Below are 17,840 nucleotides of genomic sequence, written 5' to 3' on the forward strand. Positions count from 1 at the left end.
TAGTTATCAATTTATTACCATCCCGGATTTTGGTAAAACTCCGGATACAAGCTGACATCAGCTGTTTTGAACGGGAGCCAGTAATGCTTATTCGTGAGATTACGTGTCGTAATGACCTCTTCTCTCCAGTTCAGGACGGCATTTTCTTTCGGATCGGCTTTCGTGTCAAGTGGAGTAGCACGGTTAAACTCCTGCTTGGTCTTGATGTTAAAAGGATACTCCGTGAGTAAAAGCCATCGGCGGAGATCGGTGAATCGATGGCCTTCAAACGCCAGTTCCACGGCACGTTCCCTGCGTAGTTCACTCATAAATCCTTCCAGAGACGAGGTATATTTGTCGGCAAGATCTCCCACGCCCGCCCGAGTACGGATTGCATTGAGCGCTTCAACGGCATTTTTGGAAAAATTGGTCGCTTTTCCCCTCGGCGACCCATACCCTTGGGCAACTGCTTCAGCGTACATTAAATACACATCAGCCAAACGCACCCACGTCAAATGGAGATGTGTCGCGTAACTATATCCGTAGGTGTTATCCCATATATTCGCTCCAATGGGGATAAACTTATAGTTAAGATACCCCGTACGGCTAACGTTACGAGGATCATTTGCATAATTCCCCCCGGTGTAGAGATTAGCATATCGCCACACTTCGTCGCTCGGATTGGTGATAGTTCCTGAAACCACCTTGACACCGTCATAGACGATATCATGATAAAACCGGGGATCTCTGCCTTTCCATGGATGATTCTTGTCAAATCCCGATTCCGGATCGTTGAGTGGCATACCATTCGCCATACCGTAATAATTGACATAATTGGCTGCAGGAGCCAATACGATACCATCACCCTGTGCAATGGGCGAAGGTTGGTAGGAATTCATCTGGCGCCAAAATGAGTCGGGGCCATAGGTGGGGCTGCGTATGATCGCTTCGGTGCCTCCGGGCATCAGCCAGTTCTGCTGTATGGTATAGAAGAGTGAAGTGTAATTCTCAAAATTCACCAGGGCATATTGAGTTTCTCCGTTTTCGACCATGCTTAGTAATTTACCGAAGGTGTCAGCCGCCTTTTTACACATTTCCGCATCATAGGTGCGGGGACCGTTGATGCCGTTGGCCATTAGCGGACTCCCGGCATACAGGTAAGTTTTCCCCAACATGGCAAGGGCCCATATTTTATTGGCTCTCAGCGAATTATTTCCGGACGTGCGGCGACCGATCTCGGTATCGTCCCAGTTGACGGGCAGTAGGTCAGCGGCTTTCTGGAAATCAGCCGCCATCTTTTCCGCGTTTTCCCGGTATGTTTCCCTCGGGAGTGTCAAGGGCTCATCGCTGGGGAGCACGCTCTCCAGATATGGAAGACCGCCCCAATACTGGGTGAGTTGGAAATAAAACCAAGCCCGCATGAAATATAATTGTCCGGCAATCATATCCCGTTCATCCTGGTTGGCGTCAGTCATTTTCCCTTCAGCGATCGCTTCCAACCCCATGTTGGCCACGCGTATGCCGTACCACGAACCGCCCCAGATAGACTTATTGAACCGATCGCCTTCCGGACTCCAGCTCCTGTCGAGAAAACTGGTGCGATTGTTAAAATAATCCCGGTAGTTTCCCCTGTCAATACTGAATCCCATCAGGTATTCACCGTTTCCTATGGTGACCACTTCGTCTTCTCCCCAATTGAATGAGCTCACCCAGTAATGTTTTGCGAGGTCGGGCGTCAAATGATACATTCTCTCAACAAATCCCTGAAAATTGGTGAAATTTTTGTAGGCGTCGTCTGGAGAGATTACGGAGCCGGGCTCCTTGTCCAGATAGTCCGTGCATGACGCAACACTGAATAACAGTGACACCGCTGTAATGTATAGATAAAAGATAGATTTTGTTTTCATCATGTGTTGGGTTATAAAGAGATTCTTAATCCCAGATTAAAACGTCTCTGGGTCGGATAGGAGGTGTTTCCTCCTGTATTTGACTCACGGTCATCCGGCATTTTGGTCCATAAGAACAGGTTGTTCCCGTTGATGAACAGTTTCAGGCTGTTCAATCCCATTTTCTTCAGCCATTGTTCCTGGCTGAAGGTATACGATAGTTCCGCATACTTTAAACGGACATAGGAACCGTCAAACAAAAAACGGGTGCCGTTGGAATAACCGCTTGCAATGGTACCCCATCTGGGAAGCGGGACATCGGCGTTTGTATGGTCTTTCGACCAGTAGGTTCCTTCCCTGAAGGCGGTATTCCTAACCCCTCCCAAGCTGGAGAGATTTACATAGCGGGTCACATTGTTGACCCCGTAGAACTGGACGAAAAAGCTCCATCCCTTGTAATCCACGCCGAATTGGCTATTCACGGTGTTCTGTGGAACATTGGTAAACCCGTAGGGAATGTTGTCGAACGTGGAAATAATACCGTCTGCGTCATAATCGAGAATAATGTAGTTGCCGGGTATGCGCGCATCGTCCGATTCATCATGGCCGGTACTGCCATAGAGCTCATCCCAAGTATTATAGTAACCGTAATCCACATGAGCATATACCTGTCCGATTGCTTTATTGGCCGCTTTCTGGTATTCGGGCGACAGTTGGGGATCATCGGCCTCGATCACCTTGTTTCTAGCGTGGGTGTAGAAAATATTTCCCCACAGGCGCCAATCAGGGTTGACGGGTTTATTCCATCGGAGTTCAAGTTCATATCCCTTGGTTTCCACCTCTCCTAAATTCGCGATAGGGGCCGTGGCTCCGTAATAGGAGGGAACAGAACGCCGATTACCTTCCAGCAGGATATTTGATCTGTTCTCACTAAAATAATCCAGTGATCCGGAGATCACACCACCAAAGAGGGCGTAATCGAGGGCAACATCCAGCTTGGTGGAGACTTCCCATTGCACGTTAGGGTTTCCTACCTGCGATTCATAGTACCATTGATAAGGGCTCTGAGTTGGATTAATTCCCGTCAACGCCTGGTTGAAAGCACCGCCATAACTCCATGTATCCATATAGAGCCAGCGATTCGCAAACTCGTTCCATCCTATCTTGTCATCACCAATTTGACCGTAAGAGGTCCTAAATTTCAACATATCCACCCATTTCAGGTTGAGATTCTTGAAGAAAGGCTCCTCGGTGAGCATCCATCCGGCTGCACCCGACTGAAAAAAGGCAAACCTGTATCTTGGGGAGAATTTCTCTGATCCGTTGTAAGCACCATTATATTCCAGCATATATCTCCTGGCAAAATCGTAGGTTGTGCGAAATACCCAGTTTTCACGGAAAATCGGAAGATTACTTCCTCTGGAATACTCTTCACGGCTAAAATTGCCCATGGCACCGACGGAGTGTTCCCCAAATATATTATTATAATTGATCTGTGCGGAGTAGTTCAGCCTGCGGTAAGTCTGATCGTTATTTACAGAACCCGCATCAGTCATCCATGCGATGTTGTTCTGGTAATCAAATTTATTGTTCCCGTCAACCGTCACGTCGGTATATACTTGTCCCGTTTCCGGGTCAATCCATTTATGTGGATTGTCTTCCCAGTCATTGGTATCGTCAATGCCACGATTCACTTCCCGAAAACTGTTGTCAAACGCCAGTTTTCCCTGTAACGAAAGTCCCTTGAGAAGGAATCCGAGATCCTGTTCCAAGGTGAAGTCGGTATTGAGCCGGTCGTTGGTGGTATACCCTACCCCGTTTACGCTCAAGTTCTCCATAGAATTAGTGGCCGCCTGCGTGGGATTGGGATGGTAATAACCGAAAGAACCGTCGCTATATTTCGGTCTGAAGGAATCGGGAGAGATGCCGTAAAACGCCGCCCAAACAAGATTCTCATAATCATTGTAGTTCGTCCCCTGGGTGACAGCGTGTGAACCCGATAGATTAACCCTCAACTGGGTTGTCTTGGTCAGGGAAAAATCAAGGTTGCTACGCACGTTGATACGGTGGTAGCCAAAACCGGTCTTGTATCCGCGGTTGTTCTCGAAGGTCTTGTATATATCTCCTTCATGCGCATAATCCAAACTGGTAAAGTATTTTACAAAGCGGGTTCCACCCGAGACATTGACATTGGCATTATAGGAGAAGGCCACATTCCTCAGCAACTCGTCAACCCAGTCCACATTAGGATAGCGTTCAAACTCTTCCAGATTCGCGGGCCAACGGTATTTATCAATAATTAACTGCGGTTTGTAATTGGCCCATTGCTCTGGAGCATAACCGAGTTCATTTTCGATGACTCTGTTTCGCAGCATTAACGCATCAAAAGAATCCATCAACTCCGGCAATTTTGAATAGGTCTTCATCGTAGTGCTGACATTGATGTCTATATTCGCTTTGCCTTCTTCTCCCCGTTTGGTGGTGACAAGGATAACCCCGTTCGCGCCACGAACGCCGAATACAGCTGTGGCAGAAGCGTCTTTCAATACAGAAATGGTAGCGACGGAGTTGATGTCTATGCCACTCATCGGTCGCTCAATGCCGTCAACCAATATCAACGGTTCACTGCTGTTCCAAGAACTCACCCCACGAATGGTAATCTCCGGATCTTCCTCTCCCGGTTTTCCGGTAGTAGTCATGGTGACTACTCCCGGAAGATTACCTGTCAACGCCTGTCCGAGACTCGTTACTCCTCCCGTCCTCTCAAGAACTTTACTGGAAGTCTGAGAGATTGCCCCTACAACACTCTCCTTTTTCTGCTGTCCGAAACCGACCACCACAACCTCTTCAAGCATCGTGGTGTCTTCTTCCAACCGAACGGTTAAAATTTGTCTTCCTTGTAATGGGATCTCTTGTCTTACCATCCCGATGAAAGAGAAAACCAACGTTTGATCTCCTGATGGGATCTGTAACGAAAACTTTCCATCGATGTCAGTTACCGTACCAATAGAAGGGTTTGACTGTAGGGTGACTGTGGCACCGACGATCGGTTCGCCAGATTGATCCGTCACCAGCCCTGTCACGTTGATACTGCTTTGCGCGAAGGCGGTCATACCACAAACAATGAGCATTAAAGACAAGATCAGCAACCATTTCCCCCTATATTTCACCGAGGAATAAATCTGATTAATTGTACGAAATGTTTTTTTCATCATTCATAGACATTTAAGTTTTTTCACTGGAATAATTTAATGACTTGTTTTCAATCATGGGTTCATGGATTATATCTTTTCACGATCAATTTTGATATTTAGCCTCTATTGAACCTTAATTTAACACAATAAAATACTGGTATTTAAATGATTAATAATATTGTAAAAGATACAAACTATGAGTATAAACCACACCTATCATATATGATTTTCTAATCAAATTCAGAGACTATCAAATCAAATATCAGACTCTACTCAACCAGTGAATGGCATCCACCTCTCAAATCATCAACGGAGGGGCTATCCACAATTCTCATTGATTCAAATAATTAGGTTGGCACTATATACCTTTTTGTAAAATAATTCACTGCATAAAGTACATCTATTGCACAAAAAGGGGACCTCATTTTTATCGAATCTCTCTAACATCGGTGACACAAAATTACGCAAACAGAGTTATAATTTCCTAACATTCATTTCATTCATATTTCAAATTGCATCACACATATCTCTTTTCGTTTCTTTTATATTTCTTTTTGTTACATCCCGCCGAGTGGTTCCATTTTCTTTAATGATATATTATTATTTTTGTATCATAAGAGGGATTTATTCTGTAATTTAAACATAATGTATAAAATTCTTTTAACTTTAATTCTCCTGGTTTCCGGGGTTCATTGTTTCTTTGCCAAAAACATCACCATGTACGGAGGAAAAGAGCAAGGCATCAATGAGCTCTCGTCATATCTGGTCAATAAATTTGAACAGGACTCCTATGGGTTTATTTGGATTGCCACCGACTACGGGCTAAACCGGTATGATGGAATAAGCTTCACCCATTACCTCCATAATGAAAAAGACAGCTTTTCCCTTCTGAGCAATAATGTGAGGACACTTATGCTGGACAAAGACAGCACGCTTTGGATAGGTTGTAATAAGGGACTTCAATATTACGACCCGGAAACAAATCACTTCCAGACAATTCAATTTCCTTTCGGTATTTCTCCCCACATCGGAAAAATTCTGCAACTTCAGAACGGTGAAATCTGGGTTGCAACCGGAGGATGGGGGCTCTTCTCTGTGGACAAGAAAAAGAAACAGGCAACGCAACTCCAACAGATCACGGCATTGACCGATAATTTCATTGATTATTTTTATGAAGACCGGTCGGGAATGTTGTGGTTTGCCATCGAAAGTAAAGGGTTAATACAAATAGAACCCCAATCGTTCAGCACAAAAATTTTCAAATACCCTGAAATACCCTATAACGCCATTACAAGCATGATTGAAGACGAAAATGGACAATTGTATATCAGCGCTTCCACATCCGTTTGCGCTTATGACAAGAAAAACGATTCATTCCGGATCCTAAAACAATCGAACAATGAAAATTTGAATGTGATAGATATGGTTTTAACCCAAAAGGGGGCTGTTTTTGTCAGCACCAACGGAAAAGGACTCTATCAGATAGATAACCATTCAGAATGTTTAAGACCGGTCACCTATGCCGACCCTTCAAGATATTATTACTACTATTCCAAAATTCCGGCTTTAATGGAAGACCGTGACCAGAACCTTTGGATGGGATGCCATCAAAAAGGGTTACTCATGGTTCCCAATGAACAAACCCAGTTCAACGCGCTGAAAATTGCCGAGAAGAATAGTTCCCATGAAACGATCATCAACTCACTAATAAAAGATTCCGAAGGTTACATATATTGTTCCACCGATGGGAACGGCGTCTATAAGATAGACAGTCAGCATAATATTGTCAAGCATTTCAACGAGGTAAAAGACATTATAAAGATCTACGAAGACTTCCATCATACACTATGGGTAAGTTCTTACTCAAGGGGATTGGGTAAGATGGATAAAAACTCGGGGAAAGTAAGTTTTGTGGATATTGCCTGGAAGAGTTTCGTAAAAACAATGGAAGAGGGAAAAGACAGTTGTTTGTACATATCCACTTTCGGAACGGGATTCACCAAATATAACTTAAAAGACGGAAGTTGGGAGAGATATGGGATGAAATCCGGATCCGGCTCTTCACGGACATTGGACAACGACTGGATAAACAATATCTTGTGTGATTCGCAGGGTTTGATCTGGTTGGGACACTACAAAGGGATTAGCTGTTTTGACCCGGAAGATGATGAATTCCTGGAGATCAAACATAACGAGGTGTTATCAAAAGAAATCTGTCTTTCGCTTATGGAAGACGCGGAAGGGAGAATATGGATAGGAACCTATAGCGGGCTTTTTTGTTTGGATAAAACTACGGGGAACATCCAACAGTTTACCGTGGAAGAAGGTTTGTCAAGCGATGTGATTTGTGGGCTGGGGCTCGATAAAAACGGCGATGTCTGGTGTAGCACGTTTATGGGACTGAATAAGTTGATGCTAAAAGAGAATAAAATAATAAACTATTATATAGGAAACGGTCTGCTGAATAAAATATACAACAGATGGGTATATTTTCAAGACAATGAGGGTATTATATATTTTGGAGGAAATAACGGCATCACCTATTTCCAACCGGAAAGAATTTCCGCATTGACAGAATACAACTACGAAATCCTCACCACGAACCTTTACGTGAACAGCAATATACCGGTGAATGTCAACTCCATGTCAGGAAAAAAAAAGATTACCCAAAAGGGTGTTCAGGATGCGGAGCGGTTCCATTTCTCTTATGAAGACAACACTTTCACTTTCGAATTCTCTACCATGGATTACCGAGACTCGGAAAACATCAGTTTCGAATACCGTATCAACGGTATAAACCGAGAATGGTTTTCCACAATCCCCGGTATGAATCAGATAACATATCATAATCTTGACCCGGGGAAATATACACTCGAAATCAGGGCTTCAAAATATGGAGTCTATTCTAAAATAAAACAATTGCAAGTGGTTATATCACCACCATGGTATAAAACTGTTTGGGCTTTCCTCTTGTATGGATTTATTATCACATCTATCGGCATACTGATCTTTAACCTTATAAAAAAAAAGAGGAAAGAAATGATCAACGAATCAAAACTCCAGTTTTTCACCAATCTTTCCCATGAAATGAGAACTCCCCTTACGCTGCTGATAAGCCCGCTGGAAAAACTCCTGCAGGGAGATTATGACTGTGCGACCAAAAAAACCCTTCAGGGAATGTATAGGAATACTAACCGGCTGCTGGCGTTAGTTAATCAAATCCTAGACATTAGAAGAATCGATAAAGGACAGATGAAACTGAAATTCAGTGAAACCGAAATGGTTGGCTTCATAAAGGAGGTATACAATATCTTTGAATACCAATCGATCAAAAGAAATATCAGATTTGAATTCAAGCACGATATGGAATCACTGAATGCATGGATAGATAGAAATAACTTCGATAAAATATTGGTCAACCTGCTGTCAAACGCTTTCAAATTCACTCCCGACAATGGAGAAATCACGATTCATCTTGGTAGCGGAGATAATCCTGAATACAGGAGTCCCCTCAATCACTTCTTTGAAATCAACATTATCGATTCCGGGAACGGCATTGATGAGAGTAAACTGGATAAAATTTTTGAACGGTTCTATCAGGGAGACAACCCCCAGACATTCACTACCGTGGGTTGGGGTATAGGACTTAATTTAACCAGATTCCTGGTAGAGTCGCACCACGGCTCAATTACCGCAAGCAATCGAAAAGGAACCAAAGGCAGTCAATTTACTGTACGCATCCCGTTAGGGAAAGAGCATCTGAAAAAAGAAGATATTGCCCATAGCCCAATGCCTGCTCAACCGGTTCTGGAAGAAATTAAATTCACTGAAATCCCCCAGGAAGGAAAGATCACAAGAAGAAAAACCGACCAGAAATTACTCGTTGTGGACGATGATGAAGATATCCGTGATTATCTGTCCCACGAATTGGGAAGCGTTTACAGGATAATTACTGCCACTGATGGATTCGAAGCGCTACAACTGGCACAGGATGAGCATCCCGACCTGATCATCTCAGACGTAATGATGCCCAAGATGGACGGTATTACCTTGTTGAAAAAGATAAAAAGCAATAACAATATATCTCATACACCTATTATCTTATTGACTTCAAAAACTGATTTTCAGGATAGGATCAAAGGGCTGGACAAGGGCGCCGACGCTTATATCACCAAACCTTTTAACCTTGAAGAGCTGAGAGTTATCATCAGCAACCTGATTGAAAACAGAAAAATACTCAAAGGAAAATTTTCGGGAGAGCAGGATCAAAAAGACAAAATAGAATCGATAGAGATAAAATCCGGAGACGAATTACTGATGGAACGGGTAATGAGTATTATCAATGAAAACATAGGTAATCCGGAACTAAACGTTGAATTATTAGCCTCCAAAGCCGGCATCAGTAGGGTTCAACTCCACCGTAAAATGAAATTAATCACCGGACTGGCCACTTCCGACTTTGTCAGAAACATAAGAATGAAACATGCCGCTCAGTTACTCCGGGAGAAAAAGGTTGACGTGGCATCGGTGGCATATGCCGTAGGATTCATCAACCAATCACATTTCTCCACGGTCTTCAGGAAATTTTATGGGGTAGCCCCGAGCGAATATGCCTCACACGGCAAAGCAAACAAGGAAAATTAACATGCCCGGGATTAAGGACCATAGCAATACTAACTTTGTTGAAAATAAACATTTTAGTCATATGAAAAATTCAAGCTCCTTGTCAGTAATTATATCCTTAAGCCTGATAGTTGTCGCTCTCGGATGCGAACCCCAAAAGTCAGCACCTTATACCCATTATACAAATCCCGTGGTGTGGGCTGACATGCCGGACCTGTCCGTGACCCGCTGCGGTGATGATTTTTATCTTATCAGCACGACCATGCACATGATGCCTGGAGCGCCGGTCATGAGATCCAAGGATCTTGTGCACTGGAATACAGTGAGTTATGTATTCGACACCCTGAATGACCACCCGGGATATGATCTGATGGACAGGACAGCCTACGGACGGGGACAGTGGGCCTCATCCATACGTTACCACCGAGGTAAATATTACGTGTTGTTTTCACCTAATGACCAACCTTACAGCGCCTATATTTATTCAACGGACGATCCTACTGACAAGTGGGAACTCGTTTCCCGCACACAACATTTTCACGATCCATCCCTGTTCTTCGATGATGACGGCAGAGTGTTTGTCTTCTATGATACCGGAAAACTTGCCGAATTGAAAAGTGACCTCTCCGGCGTGAAAGAAGATGGGGTGAACATGAAAATCTTTGAAAGGGACGAAACGGAAACCGGCCTTCTTGAAGGGAGCCAGGTTATTAAACATAACGGAAAATATTATCTGTTGATGATTTCGTGGCCTCAAAACCAACCCAGAAGGCAGGTATGTTACCGCGCCGACAACATTACCGGCCCCTATGAAAAAAAAGTAATATTGGAAGATAATTTTGCGGGATTCCCCTATTGCGGACAAGGCTGTATGATCGATGACAAAAACGGTAACTGGTACGGACTCATCTTCCAGGACAGAGGAGGTGTGGGACGTGTCCCTCTTCTGATGCCGGTAAGATGGGAAGAGGAATGGCCGATACTTGGCAACCAAGAGGGCAAAGTGCCCCTCACCGGAGAAATCCCCCTGAAGAAGCACGACACGGGATGGAGAATTACCGAGAGCGACGACTTCGATCGTGCGGAGCTCAAAAACAATTGGCAGTGGAATCATAACCCCATGAACGAGTATTGGTCGCTGAGCGAACGACCCGGATACCTGCGACTGAAAACAAACCGGGTGGTACCCAATTTATATGCCGCCCCCAACACCATCACGCAACGGATGGAAGGACCACGCTGCAGCGGTGTGGTCTGCCTTGACATGAACGCCATGAAAGAGGGTGATGTGGCCGGACTTGCCGCCTTTAACGGTCATTCGGGAATCCTGGCGGTTGTTAAAGAGAATGGGAAAAAAATATTGAAAATGACCTCAAACATAGTCCATTTGAGTGATGAAGACAAAGCGATAGTAGGGGTAGATGAGGAAGAATTGCAACGTATCGAACTATCGCAAGAGAGGATTTACCTGAGAATTGATGCTGACTTCAATCTGAATAAAGACATGGCCACCTTCTACTATAGTATCGACAATGAGAACTGGATCAAAATGGGCCAACCCTATAAGATGCGGTTTGATTACAGAAAACTGTTTATGGGAACAAGGTTTGCCATCTTTAATTACGCAACAAGAGAGACGGGAGGATTGGTGGACTTCGACTTTTTCGAATATGAAAGATTCAATGAAGAGACCCGATAAAGTTTATACCGCACAATATTTCAGCTAACACTCAGCGCTCTCCATATCCTATTTTTAATCATTTCCCATCCACCCTCTTCGCATCTTCTTTTTTTATGCTTGCAAAGATTTATTCAGGCGAAAATTTGTTTTCTGTTTTTTTATTTTATATTTTTGCTAACGATATCGTTAAACAATAACGTTAATGGATTTATCATTATGACCAAAGAAGAAGAGATACTGATTGCCGCAGAAGACGAGTTCTTCAGAAACGGCTATGATGCGACATCCACGGCTACCATCGCAAAGCGAGCGGGAGTTACCCATGCGATGGTTAATTATTACTATAGGACAAAAGAACAACTCTTCATCAAATTCGTGGATACGCATGTGACCTGTTTTTTAGAAAGCATCAAGAAGGTGATGCATGCCGATGGAGATTTCATCCGCATCATGGAAGAGGCGGTAACCGCGTTATTTGACCAGATTAACCTGGACAGGAAATTCCCATTCATTGTGCTGGACATCACAAGAACCCATCCTGAATTATTGGAGCGTTACCGGGAAACAATGTCGACGATTTGTCAGGGAAGCATCGAGCGGCATTCCCGGCGGCTTGCCGAACAAATCCGCGCGGGAAAGATTGTCGAGTGCAGCATGGAAGACATTTATCTCACCGTAATCCATCTGGCCGTGACCCCTTTCCTGGACATCCCTTTCCTTGAAAACATTGCCGGGTATGACAAGGACAGAATAGAACGCCACCTTCTATCGAGAAGGGAGGACATGGTAGAGACGATAAGGAGGAAATACCTAACTTAAAAAAAGCAACGCCATGAATACAAAAAAACACGTCTTGATACTGGCGATAGGCATGGCAGCCTCCCTACCTGTTTTGGGGCAGGCCTCCATGCCGCAGAGAGCCTATTCCTTGAAACAGTGTCTTGACTTTGCTTTAGAGAACAACAATACGTTGAAGAAAGATCGGTTAAAATTGATCTCCTCTGTCCAAGACAAACAGGAGGTGGTCGGTTCATTACTTCCACAGATCAACGCATCTGGGGGATTGACCCGCAACATTCAGAAAACAACGATCGCGATGCCTAATTTCGTCAATTCGATGATGCCGCCAGCAATGCAGGATCCAAACGCCCCAAAGTATATGACAGTCACTATGGGAATGGACTACGCTGCCAATTGGGGCGCGGGCCTGACCCAGCAGATTGTGAACCTCGCGCTTTTCAACGCTGTTTCCATCGCGAAGGTGGCAGGCGAAATGGCCGAACTGGGGGTGAAGATGACCGAGAACGACGTGATCGCACAGACCGCATCTTTGTACTACGGTATTCAGACATTGGCTTATGCTGTGGAGCAGTTTGAGGAGAGTGTCTCCCTCCTGGACAGAACGCTTTCAATTGTGGAGGCGAACAAGGCGATCGGGCTGACGCGGCAGGTCGACATAGACAGGATCAGGGTGTCTAAAGCGAACCTTGAGACGCAGAAAAATGGTATGGAGCAGGCACTCAACATCCAAAAGAACCTGCTGAAACTTCAGATGGGATTCCCGATGGCCGAGGAACTCCAGATCCGGAGAATAGACGTTGACCAGATGGAGAACCTGCTGCAATCGGTCACCCAGCCATCCTTAGACGTCACAGTCCTTCTTCCCTACAAGATGATGAAGGTACGGCAGACGATGCTGGACAAACAGCACAAGGCTGCGGTCTACGAGACGCTCCCGGTCATCACCTTGGGCGCAAACTACTCTATGAACTATATGGGAGACCGCTTCCACGGTGAAACATTTCACCATTTCCCGGTCTCATTGATCTCGCTCAACCTGAGGATACCCCTCTTTTCGGGCCTCTCCAGGTCTGCCAAAATAAAGAAGGCCAAAATCGAACTGCTCATGTCTGACGCGGACGAGCGTAATCTGGCACAGACCCTGGTGATGAGTCACGACAATGCTCTGCGGCAGTTGGAACAGCAACTCCGCACAATCGGCTCGCAAAAGAGCAACAAAGCCTTGGCGGAAGAAGTCTATCATCTGACGGAATCCAATTTCAATAACGGCCTGTCCTCCCTTTCTGATGTCCTGAACGCCTCTTCATCCCTCATCCAGGCGCGCATGAGTTATGTAAACGCATTGGGTGAAGGGATGAAAGCGTACATCGATCTCAAGAAGGCGGTCGGGACGATCAATGACTTGAACCAATAAATCATTCCCCATGAAAAAGAACAAAACCATCGGATTTTCAGTGGTCGCGCTCCTTGTCGCTGCCATCGTACTGCTCCTGGCCGGAAACAGAAAAAGAATGAAGGAGCAGGCATCGTCAATGATCGCGACTGAGGGAGCGGTCGCCGTCTCCATCTACAAGGTGGAGGAAGAATCTTACCGCCACGACTTCACCTCCAACGGTCTTTGCCAGGCCGTCAGCGAACTCAACTACGTTTCCAGCGTGTCTGGACGGGTGGTCGAAATATATGTGGACAAAGGAAAGGCAGTCCGCAAGGGAGATCCTCTCCTGAAGATTGAAACCGATTTGCTGGAATCAGACTATAAGGCGAGCTTGGCCACCTACGAAACGCTTCGGAACGATGTTCAGCGGTTCGAGAATTCATACCGCGCGGGAGGTGTCACGGACCAGCAGCTCGAGAATGTCAAAACCCAACTTGTCGCGGCGGAAAACCGGCTTGACAGAAGCCGGAAGATGCTTGACGACGCGGTCGTGAGGTCGCCGATGGCCGGCACCGTCAACTCCCGGTTCATCGAGATCGGCTCCCTGATAGGGCCAAACGTCCCGTTGTTCGACATCGTGGACGAACGGAACCTGAGGGTTGTCTGCAACATCCCCGAATCACGGGTAAAGACCCTTTCCAAGGGAATGCCTGTCTCCTTGACAAGCAGCTCCTTCCCGGGCAAAACGTTTTCGGGGCAGGTCGGCCATATTGGAATCAAGACAGACCGGGGACTGAACTACCCTGTGGAAGTGTTTCTTGACCAGGACGCCGACCTCCGGATAGGAATGTATCTGCAAGCCCGGTTCGGGGCCGGGATGATGCAAAGCGGAATCCTGATTCCACGCAAGGCCATTATCGGGAGCGCCAAAGCCGCGAACGTATATTTGGTAACGGAGGGTAAAGCCCTTCGCAGGGAAATCGCCCTCGGCGACATGATTGGGGATCGGGTGGAAGTGACCGAAGGGCTGTCCGCCGGAGACATAATCATCGTTTCGGGAATCATGAACGTAACGGACGGCACGGCCGTAAGACCCACCCAAACGCAAGAATTATGAACATTTCCGAGCTTTCCATCAAACGACCGAATTACGTAATCGTACTGTTCCTGGTCATCGCCGTCCTCGGCGCATTGGGATACGCCTTCCTGCAAGCCGAGTTGATGCCGAAATTCACCCCGCCTTCGATGAACGTGCAGGTCGTCTATCCGGGTGGTTCTCCCTCCGAGGTGGAAAGCTCACTGACACGCAAGCTGGAAGACGCGCTTTCATCGTTGCAGGGCATTGAATCAATGCGGTCCTATTCCTTTGAAGGGATGTCCATGGTCTTCGTCTCGTTCTTGTACGGCACGGATATCGACAAAGCCATGACGGACGCGCATAATAAGATCGGCGCCATAAAGGCCGAACTGCCGGCAGCCGCCCTCGCTCCGATGATCAACAAGATCACCGTGGACGAAAGGCCGGCAATGAGACTGGCGGTCACGTCGGATCTCGAGGCCATGGAATTCTCGGATCTGGTCGATCACCACATCATACCGGATCTTCTCAGGATTCCGGGGATGGCCAAAGTGGAAGCAATCGGGGGGCATCCGCGGGAAATCCAAGTCAATCTTGACATGGAGGCGCTGCGGGCGCTGGGAATCACGCCGCTCCAGGTATTGGGCTCGCTCCGCTCCGCGAACCTCGATTTCCCGACAGGGAGCCTCCGGAGCGAAAGAACGAACACCACCATCCGCCTCTCCGGGAGGCTGCAAGGAGTCGAAGAGATACGGAACATCGTGATAATGACGCTTCCTACCGGCACGCAGGTCCATCTCTCAGATATCGCCGAGATCATCGAGGCGGCCAAGGACAGGAACAGAATCGCACGCATAGACGGGCGGGACGCGGTCATATTGAACCTGTTCAAGCAAGGCGACGCCAATGCCATCGATTTGAGCAACCGGGTGGAGCGAGCCGGCAAAGTCCTCGAAAACAATAACGCCGGCCATCATCTGGCTTTCAGCACGATTTCGGATACGGCTTCTTTCACACGAGAGTCGATCAAGTCGGTGTTCACGGACCTGCTTCTCGCCATCCTGCTCGTAACCCTTGTCATCCTGATCTTCCTTCATAACTGGAGAGACGCCTTGATCGTGATGTTCGTCGTACCCTTGTCGATCATCGGCGCGTTCATCGGGATGAAGGTCTTCCGCTTTACGCTCAACATGATGTCCCTGCTGGGCCTGTCTGTGGTCATAGGCGTGCTCGTCGACGATGCCATTGTGGTGGTCGAGAATGTTTATCGTCACCTTGAGTCTGGCAAGAAGCCCCTACAAGCCACGCTGGACGCAATGCGCGAAATTGGCAACACCATCGTTACCATCACCCTGGTACTGGTGATCGTTTTCCTCCCGATCGCGCTGACAAATTCCCTTGTCTCAGACATCCTAAGACAATTCTGCGGCGTCATCATCTTCGCGATACTTTTCAGCCTCTTGAGCGCCCTCACCCTGGTACCCCTGCTGATGTCCCGCTTCGGGAGAGTGGAGAAGCCCGGTGAAGGAAGTCTCTGGCGCAGGTCGATGCTCTGGTTTGAGAACGCCGTCCGCGACTTCGGCGAACAGGTGGCCCGCGCGCTCAGATGGTCGCTGGGACACAAAAGATGGGTGGCGGTGGCAGTACTTGCCGGAACCGTCCTGGTTTGTTCCCTTTTCCCCACGGGCTTCATCGGCTTCGAATTCATGCCCGATGTCGATCAAAGCGAGTTCTCGGTAATACTGGAGATGCCGAAAGACATCTCGATGGACGAATCATCGAAAATGGTCGCACGGGCGGAGAGCTGGCTCCTCAGCCAGCCTGAAATCAAAGAAATCGCCACGATGATCGGATTGACCAGCAGCAGTGGCGAAAGCAGGACGGGATCTCCCTACCTTGCCGAAATCACGGTGAAGACAGTTCCGCCGTCTGAACGCGATCTCCGCATTAACCAATACATAGCGCGGCTGCGAGGCCAACTGTCAGATTACTTGGTGGATGCGAGGGTGAGGATGTTCGCTGCCGCCATACACGGGGCGGCGAACAGTGCGGACATCGAATACATCATTTCCGGGACCAGCGCCGATTCGGTGGCCTCATTCGGTGAATATGCCCTGGCCGTCCTCCGTGAAATCCCGGGGACACTCCAGCAGCAGTTGTCGGGGGGAACGGGTATGCCGGAGGTGCAGATAACAGTCGACCGCGATAAGATGTCGGCCCTGGGGCTAAGTCTCGACAATGTCGGGCTTACCCTTCAAATGGCCTTTCAGGGAAACACATCCATCAAGTATGTAGAAAACGACTATGAATACGATATCAATATCCGGGCGGACCAGTTCTACCGCGAGAGCGTCGATGACGTCTCGAACCTGACGTTCGTAAACACGCAAGGCAGCCAGATCACGCTCGACCAATTCGCAAATATTCGGCTGGGTACCGGTCCTAACCGCCTGGAGAGATACAACCGGAATCCCTCTCTGTCCATCAGCGCAAATGTGATCGGGATCTCGTCCGGAGCCGCCTCCAGCACTTTTCTCTCGCAAGTGGAGGAAGAAGCCCGCAAAGTGGACGTGACATTGGCCACTGTGGGCGAGATGAAGTCGATGTCCAATTCCATGAGCGTGATGGGGCTGGCACTAATCCTCTCACTGCTTTTGATATACCTTGCCATGGTCGTCCTATACAACAATTGGATTGATCCGCTTGTCGTGATGGTCTCCATTCCTTTCTCCATCTTAGGCGCGGTTCTTGCCCTGGCTCTTTCAGGAACATCGCTCAACATTTACGCGATGCTCGGCTTGGTGATGCTGGTCGGACTTGTGGCAAAGAACGCCATCCTGCTCGTCGACTTTGCGAATGTGCAGCTGCGTGCGGGACACGGAATGGATGAATCTTTAGAAGCTGCGGTACGATTACGTACGCGGCCGATATTGATGACCGCCCTGTCGACCATCATCGGCATGATTCCCGTCGCGCTGGCGACCGGATCAAGTTCAGAACTGAGAAACGGCATCGGCTGGGTCATTATTGGGGGAATGCTCCTGTCCACCTTGCTCACGCTTGTCATCATACCCGTCGTATTCAAAATCTTCCACGCAGACAAGAAGTCCACAGAAACAAATAAACATCAAGGATGATTTCAAGAAAGAGAACCCTTTTAATCATTCAGGAAAAAAGAGAGTATGGACTTCTCCAAGTTTTTACTTTTTCAGAAACCTTTTGT

The 17,840-nt window shown here is 47.1% G+C and carries 8 protein-coding genes; 6 read left to right on the forward strand and 2 right to left on the reverse strand.

The genetic code is table 11. The annotated features are described in order from the left end of the window. Positions 1-14 precede the first annotated feature (14 nt). Together D7D25_RS07030 and D7D25_RS07035 are read right to left on the reverse strand one after the other, a co-directional pair. On the reverse strand, positions 15-1,886 hold the full coding sequence (locus D7D25_RS07030; RefSeq protein WP_122968309.1) for a RagB/SusD family nutrient uptake outer membrane protein: 1,872 nt from the start codon (positions 1,884-1,886) through the stop codon (positions 15-17). Between the two features lie 11 nt (positions 1,887-1,897). After that, positions 1,898-5,080, reverse strand: coding sequence for a SusC/RagA family TonB-linked outer membrane protein (locus D7D25_RS07035; protein WP_370453842.1), 3,183 nt, complete (start codon positions 5,078-5,080; stop codon positions 1,898-1,900). Positions 5,081-5,704: 624 nt separating this feature from the next. Here D7D25_RS07035 and D7D25_RS07040 point away from each other — a divergent pair. From D7D25_RS07040 to D7D25_RS07065, 6 genes are all read left to right on the forward strand, one after another. Next, complete coding sequence (locus D7D25_RS07040; protein WP_122968268.1) at positions 5,705-9,703, forward strand: two-component regulator propeller domain-containing protein; 3,999 nt, start codon at positions 5,705-5,707, stop codon at positions 9,701-9,703. A 61-nt stretch (positions 9,704-9,764) separates the two neighbouring features. Then, positions 9,765-11,381 (forward strand): glycoside hydrolase 43 family protein, encoded by a 1,617-nt coding sequence (locus tag D7D25_RS07045; protein WP_122968269.1) that lies wholly within the window; start codon positions 9,765-9,767, stop codon positions 11,379-11,381. A 198-nt stretch (positions 11,382-11,579) separates the two neighbouring features. Further along, a complete protein-coding gene (locus D7D25_RS07050) occupies positions 11,580-12,182 on the forward strand; it encodes a TetR/AcrR family transcriptional regulator (protein WP_122968270.1) in 603 nt (200 codons plus the stop codon). 13 nt (positions 12,183-12,195) lie between these two features. Further along, on the forward strand, positions 12,196-13,578 hold the full coding sequence (locus D7D25_RS07055) for a TolC family protein (RefSeq protein ID WP_122968271.1): 1,383 nt from the start codon (positions 12,196-12,198) through the stop codon (positions 13,576-13,578). A 10-nt stretch (positions 13,579-13,588) separates the two neighbouring features. Continuing rightward, positions 13,589-14,656 carry an efflux RND transporter periplasmic adaptor subunit gene (locus D7D25_RS07060; protein ID WP_122968272.1) on the forward strand — a complete coding sequence of 356 codons (1,068 nt, stop codon included), beginning with the start codon at positions 13,589-13,591 and terminating at the stop codon, positions 14,654-14,656. Further along, entirely contained in the window at positions 14,653-17,754 is a 3,102-nt protein-coding gene (locus D7D25_RS07065; RefSeq protein ID WP_122968273.1) for an efflux RND transporter permease subunit, read from the forward strand. The genes D7D25_RS07060 and D7D25_RS07065 overlap by 4 nt, the downstream gene beginning before the upstream one ends. The last annotated feature ends 86 nt before the right edge of the window (positions 17,755-17,840 follow it).

The organism is Proteiniphilum sp. X52, assembly GCF_003712195.1.
Classification (GTDB): Bacteria; Bacteroidota; Bacteroidia; order Bacteroidales; family Dysgonomonadaceae; genus Proteiniphilum.

Bases quoted from the DNA above. Each gene is read 5' to 3' on its own strand.
- D7D25_RS07030 (WP_122968309.1), bottom strand. From the start codon at position 1,886: ATGAAAACAAAATCTATCTTTTATCTATACATTACAGCGGTGTCACTG.
- D7D25_RS07035 (WP_370453842.1), bottom strand. From the start codon at position 5,080: ATGATGAAAAAAACATTTCGTACAATTAATCAGATTTATTCCTCGGTG.
- D7D25_RS07040 (WP_122968268.1), top strand. From the start codon at position 5,705: ATGTATAAAATTCTTTTAACTTTAATTCTCCTGGTTTCCGGGGTTCAT.
- D7D25_RS07045 (WP_122968269.1), top strand. From the start codon at position 9,765: ATGAAAAATTCAAGCTCCTTGTCAGTAATTATATCCTTAAGCCTGATA.
- D7D25_RS07050 (WP_122968270.1), top strand. From the start codon at position 11,580: ATGACCAAAGAAGAAGAGATACTGATTGCCGCAGAAGACGAGTTCTTC.
- D7D25_RS07055 (WP_122968271.1), top strand. From the start codon at position 12,196: ATGAATACAAAAAAACACGTCTTGATACTGGCGATAGGCATGGCAGCC.
- D7D25_RS07060 (WP_122968272.1), top strand. From the start codon at position 13,589: ATGAAAAAGAACAAAACCATCGGATTTTCAGTGGTCGCGCTCCTTGTC.
- D7D25_RS07065 (WP_122968273.1), top strand. From the start codon at position 14,653: ATGAACATTTCCGAGCTTTCCATCAAACGACCGAATTACGTAATCGTA.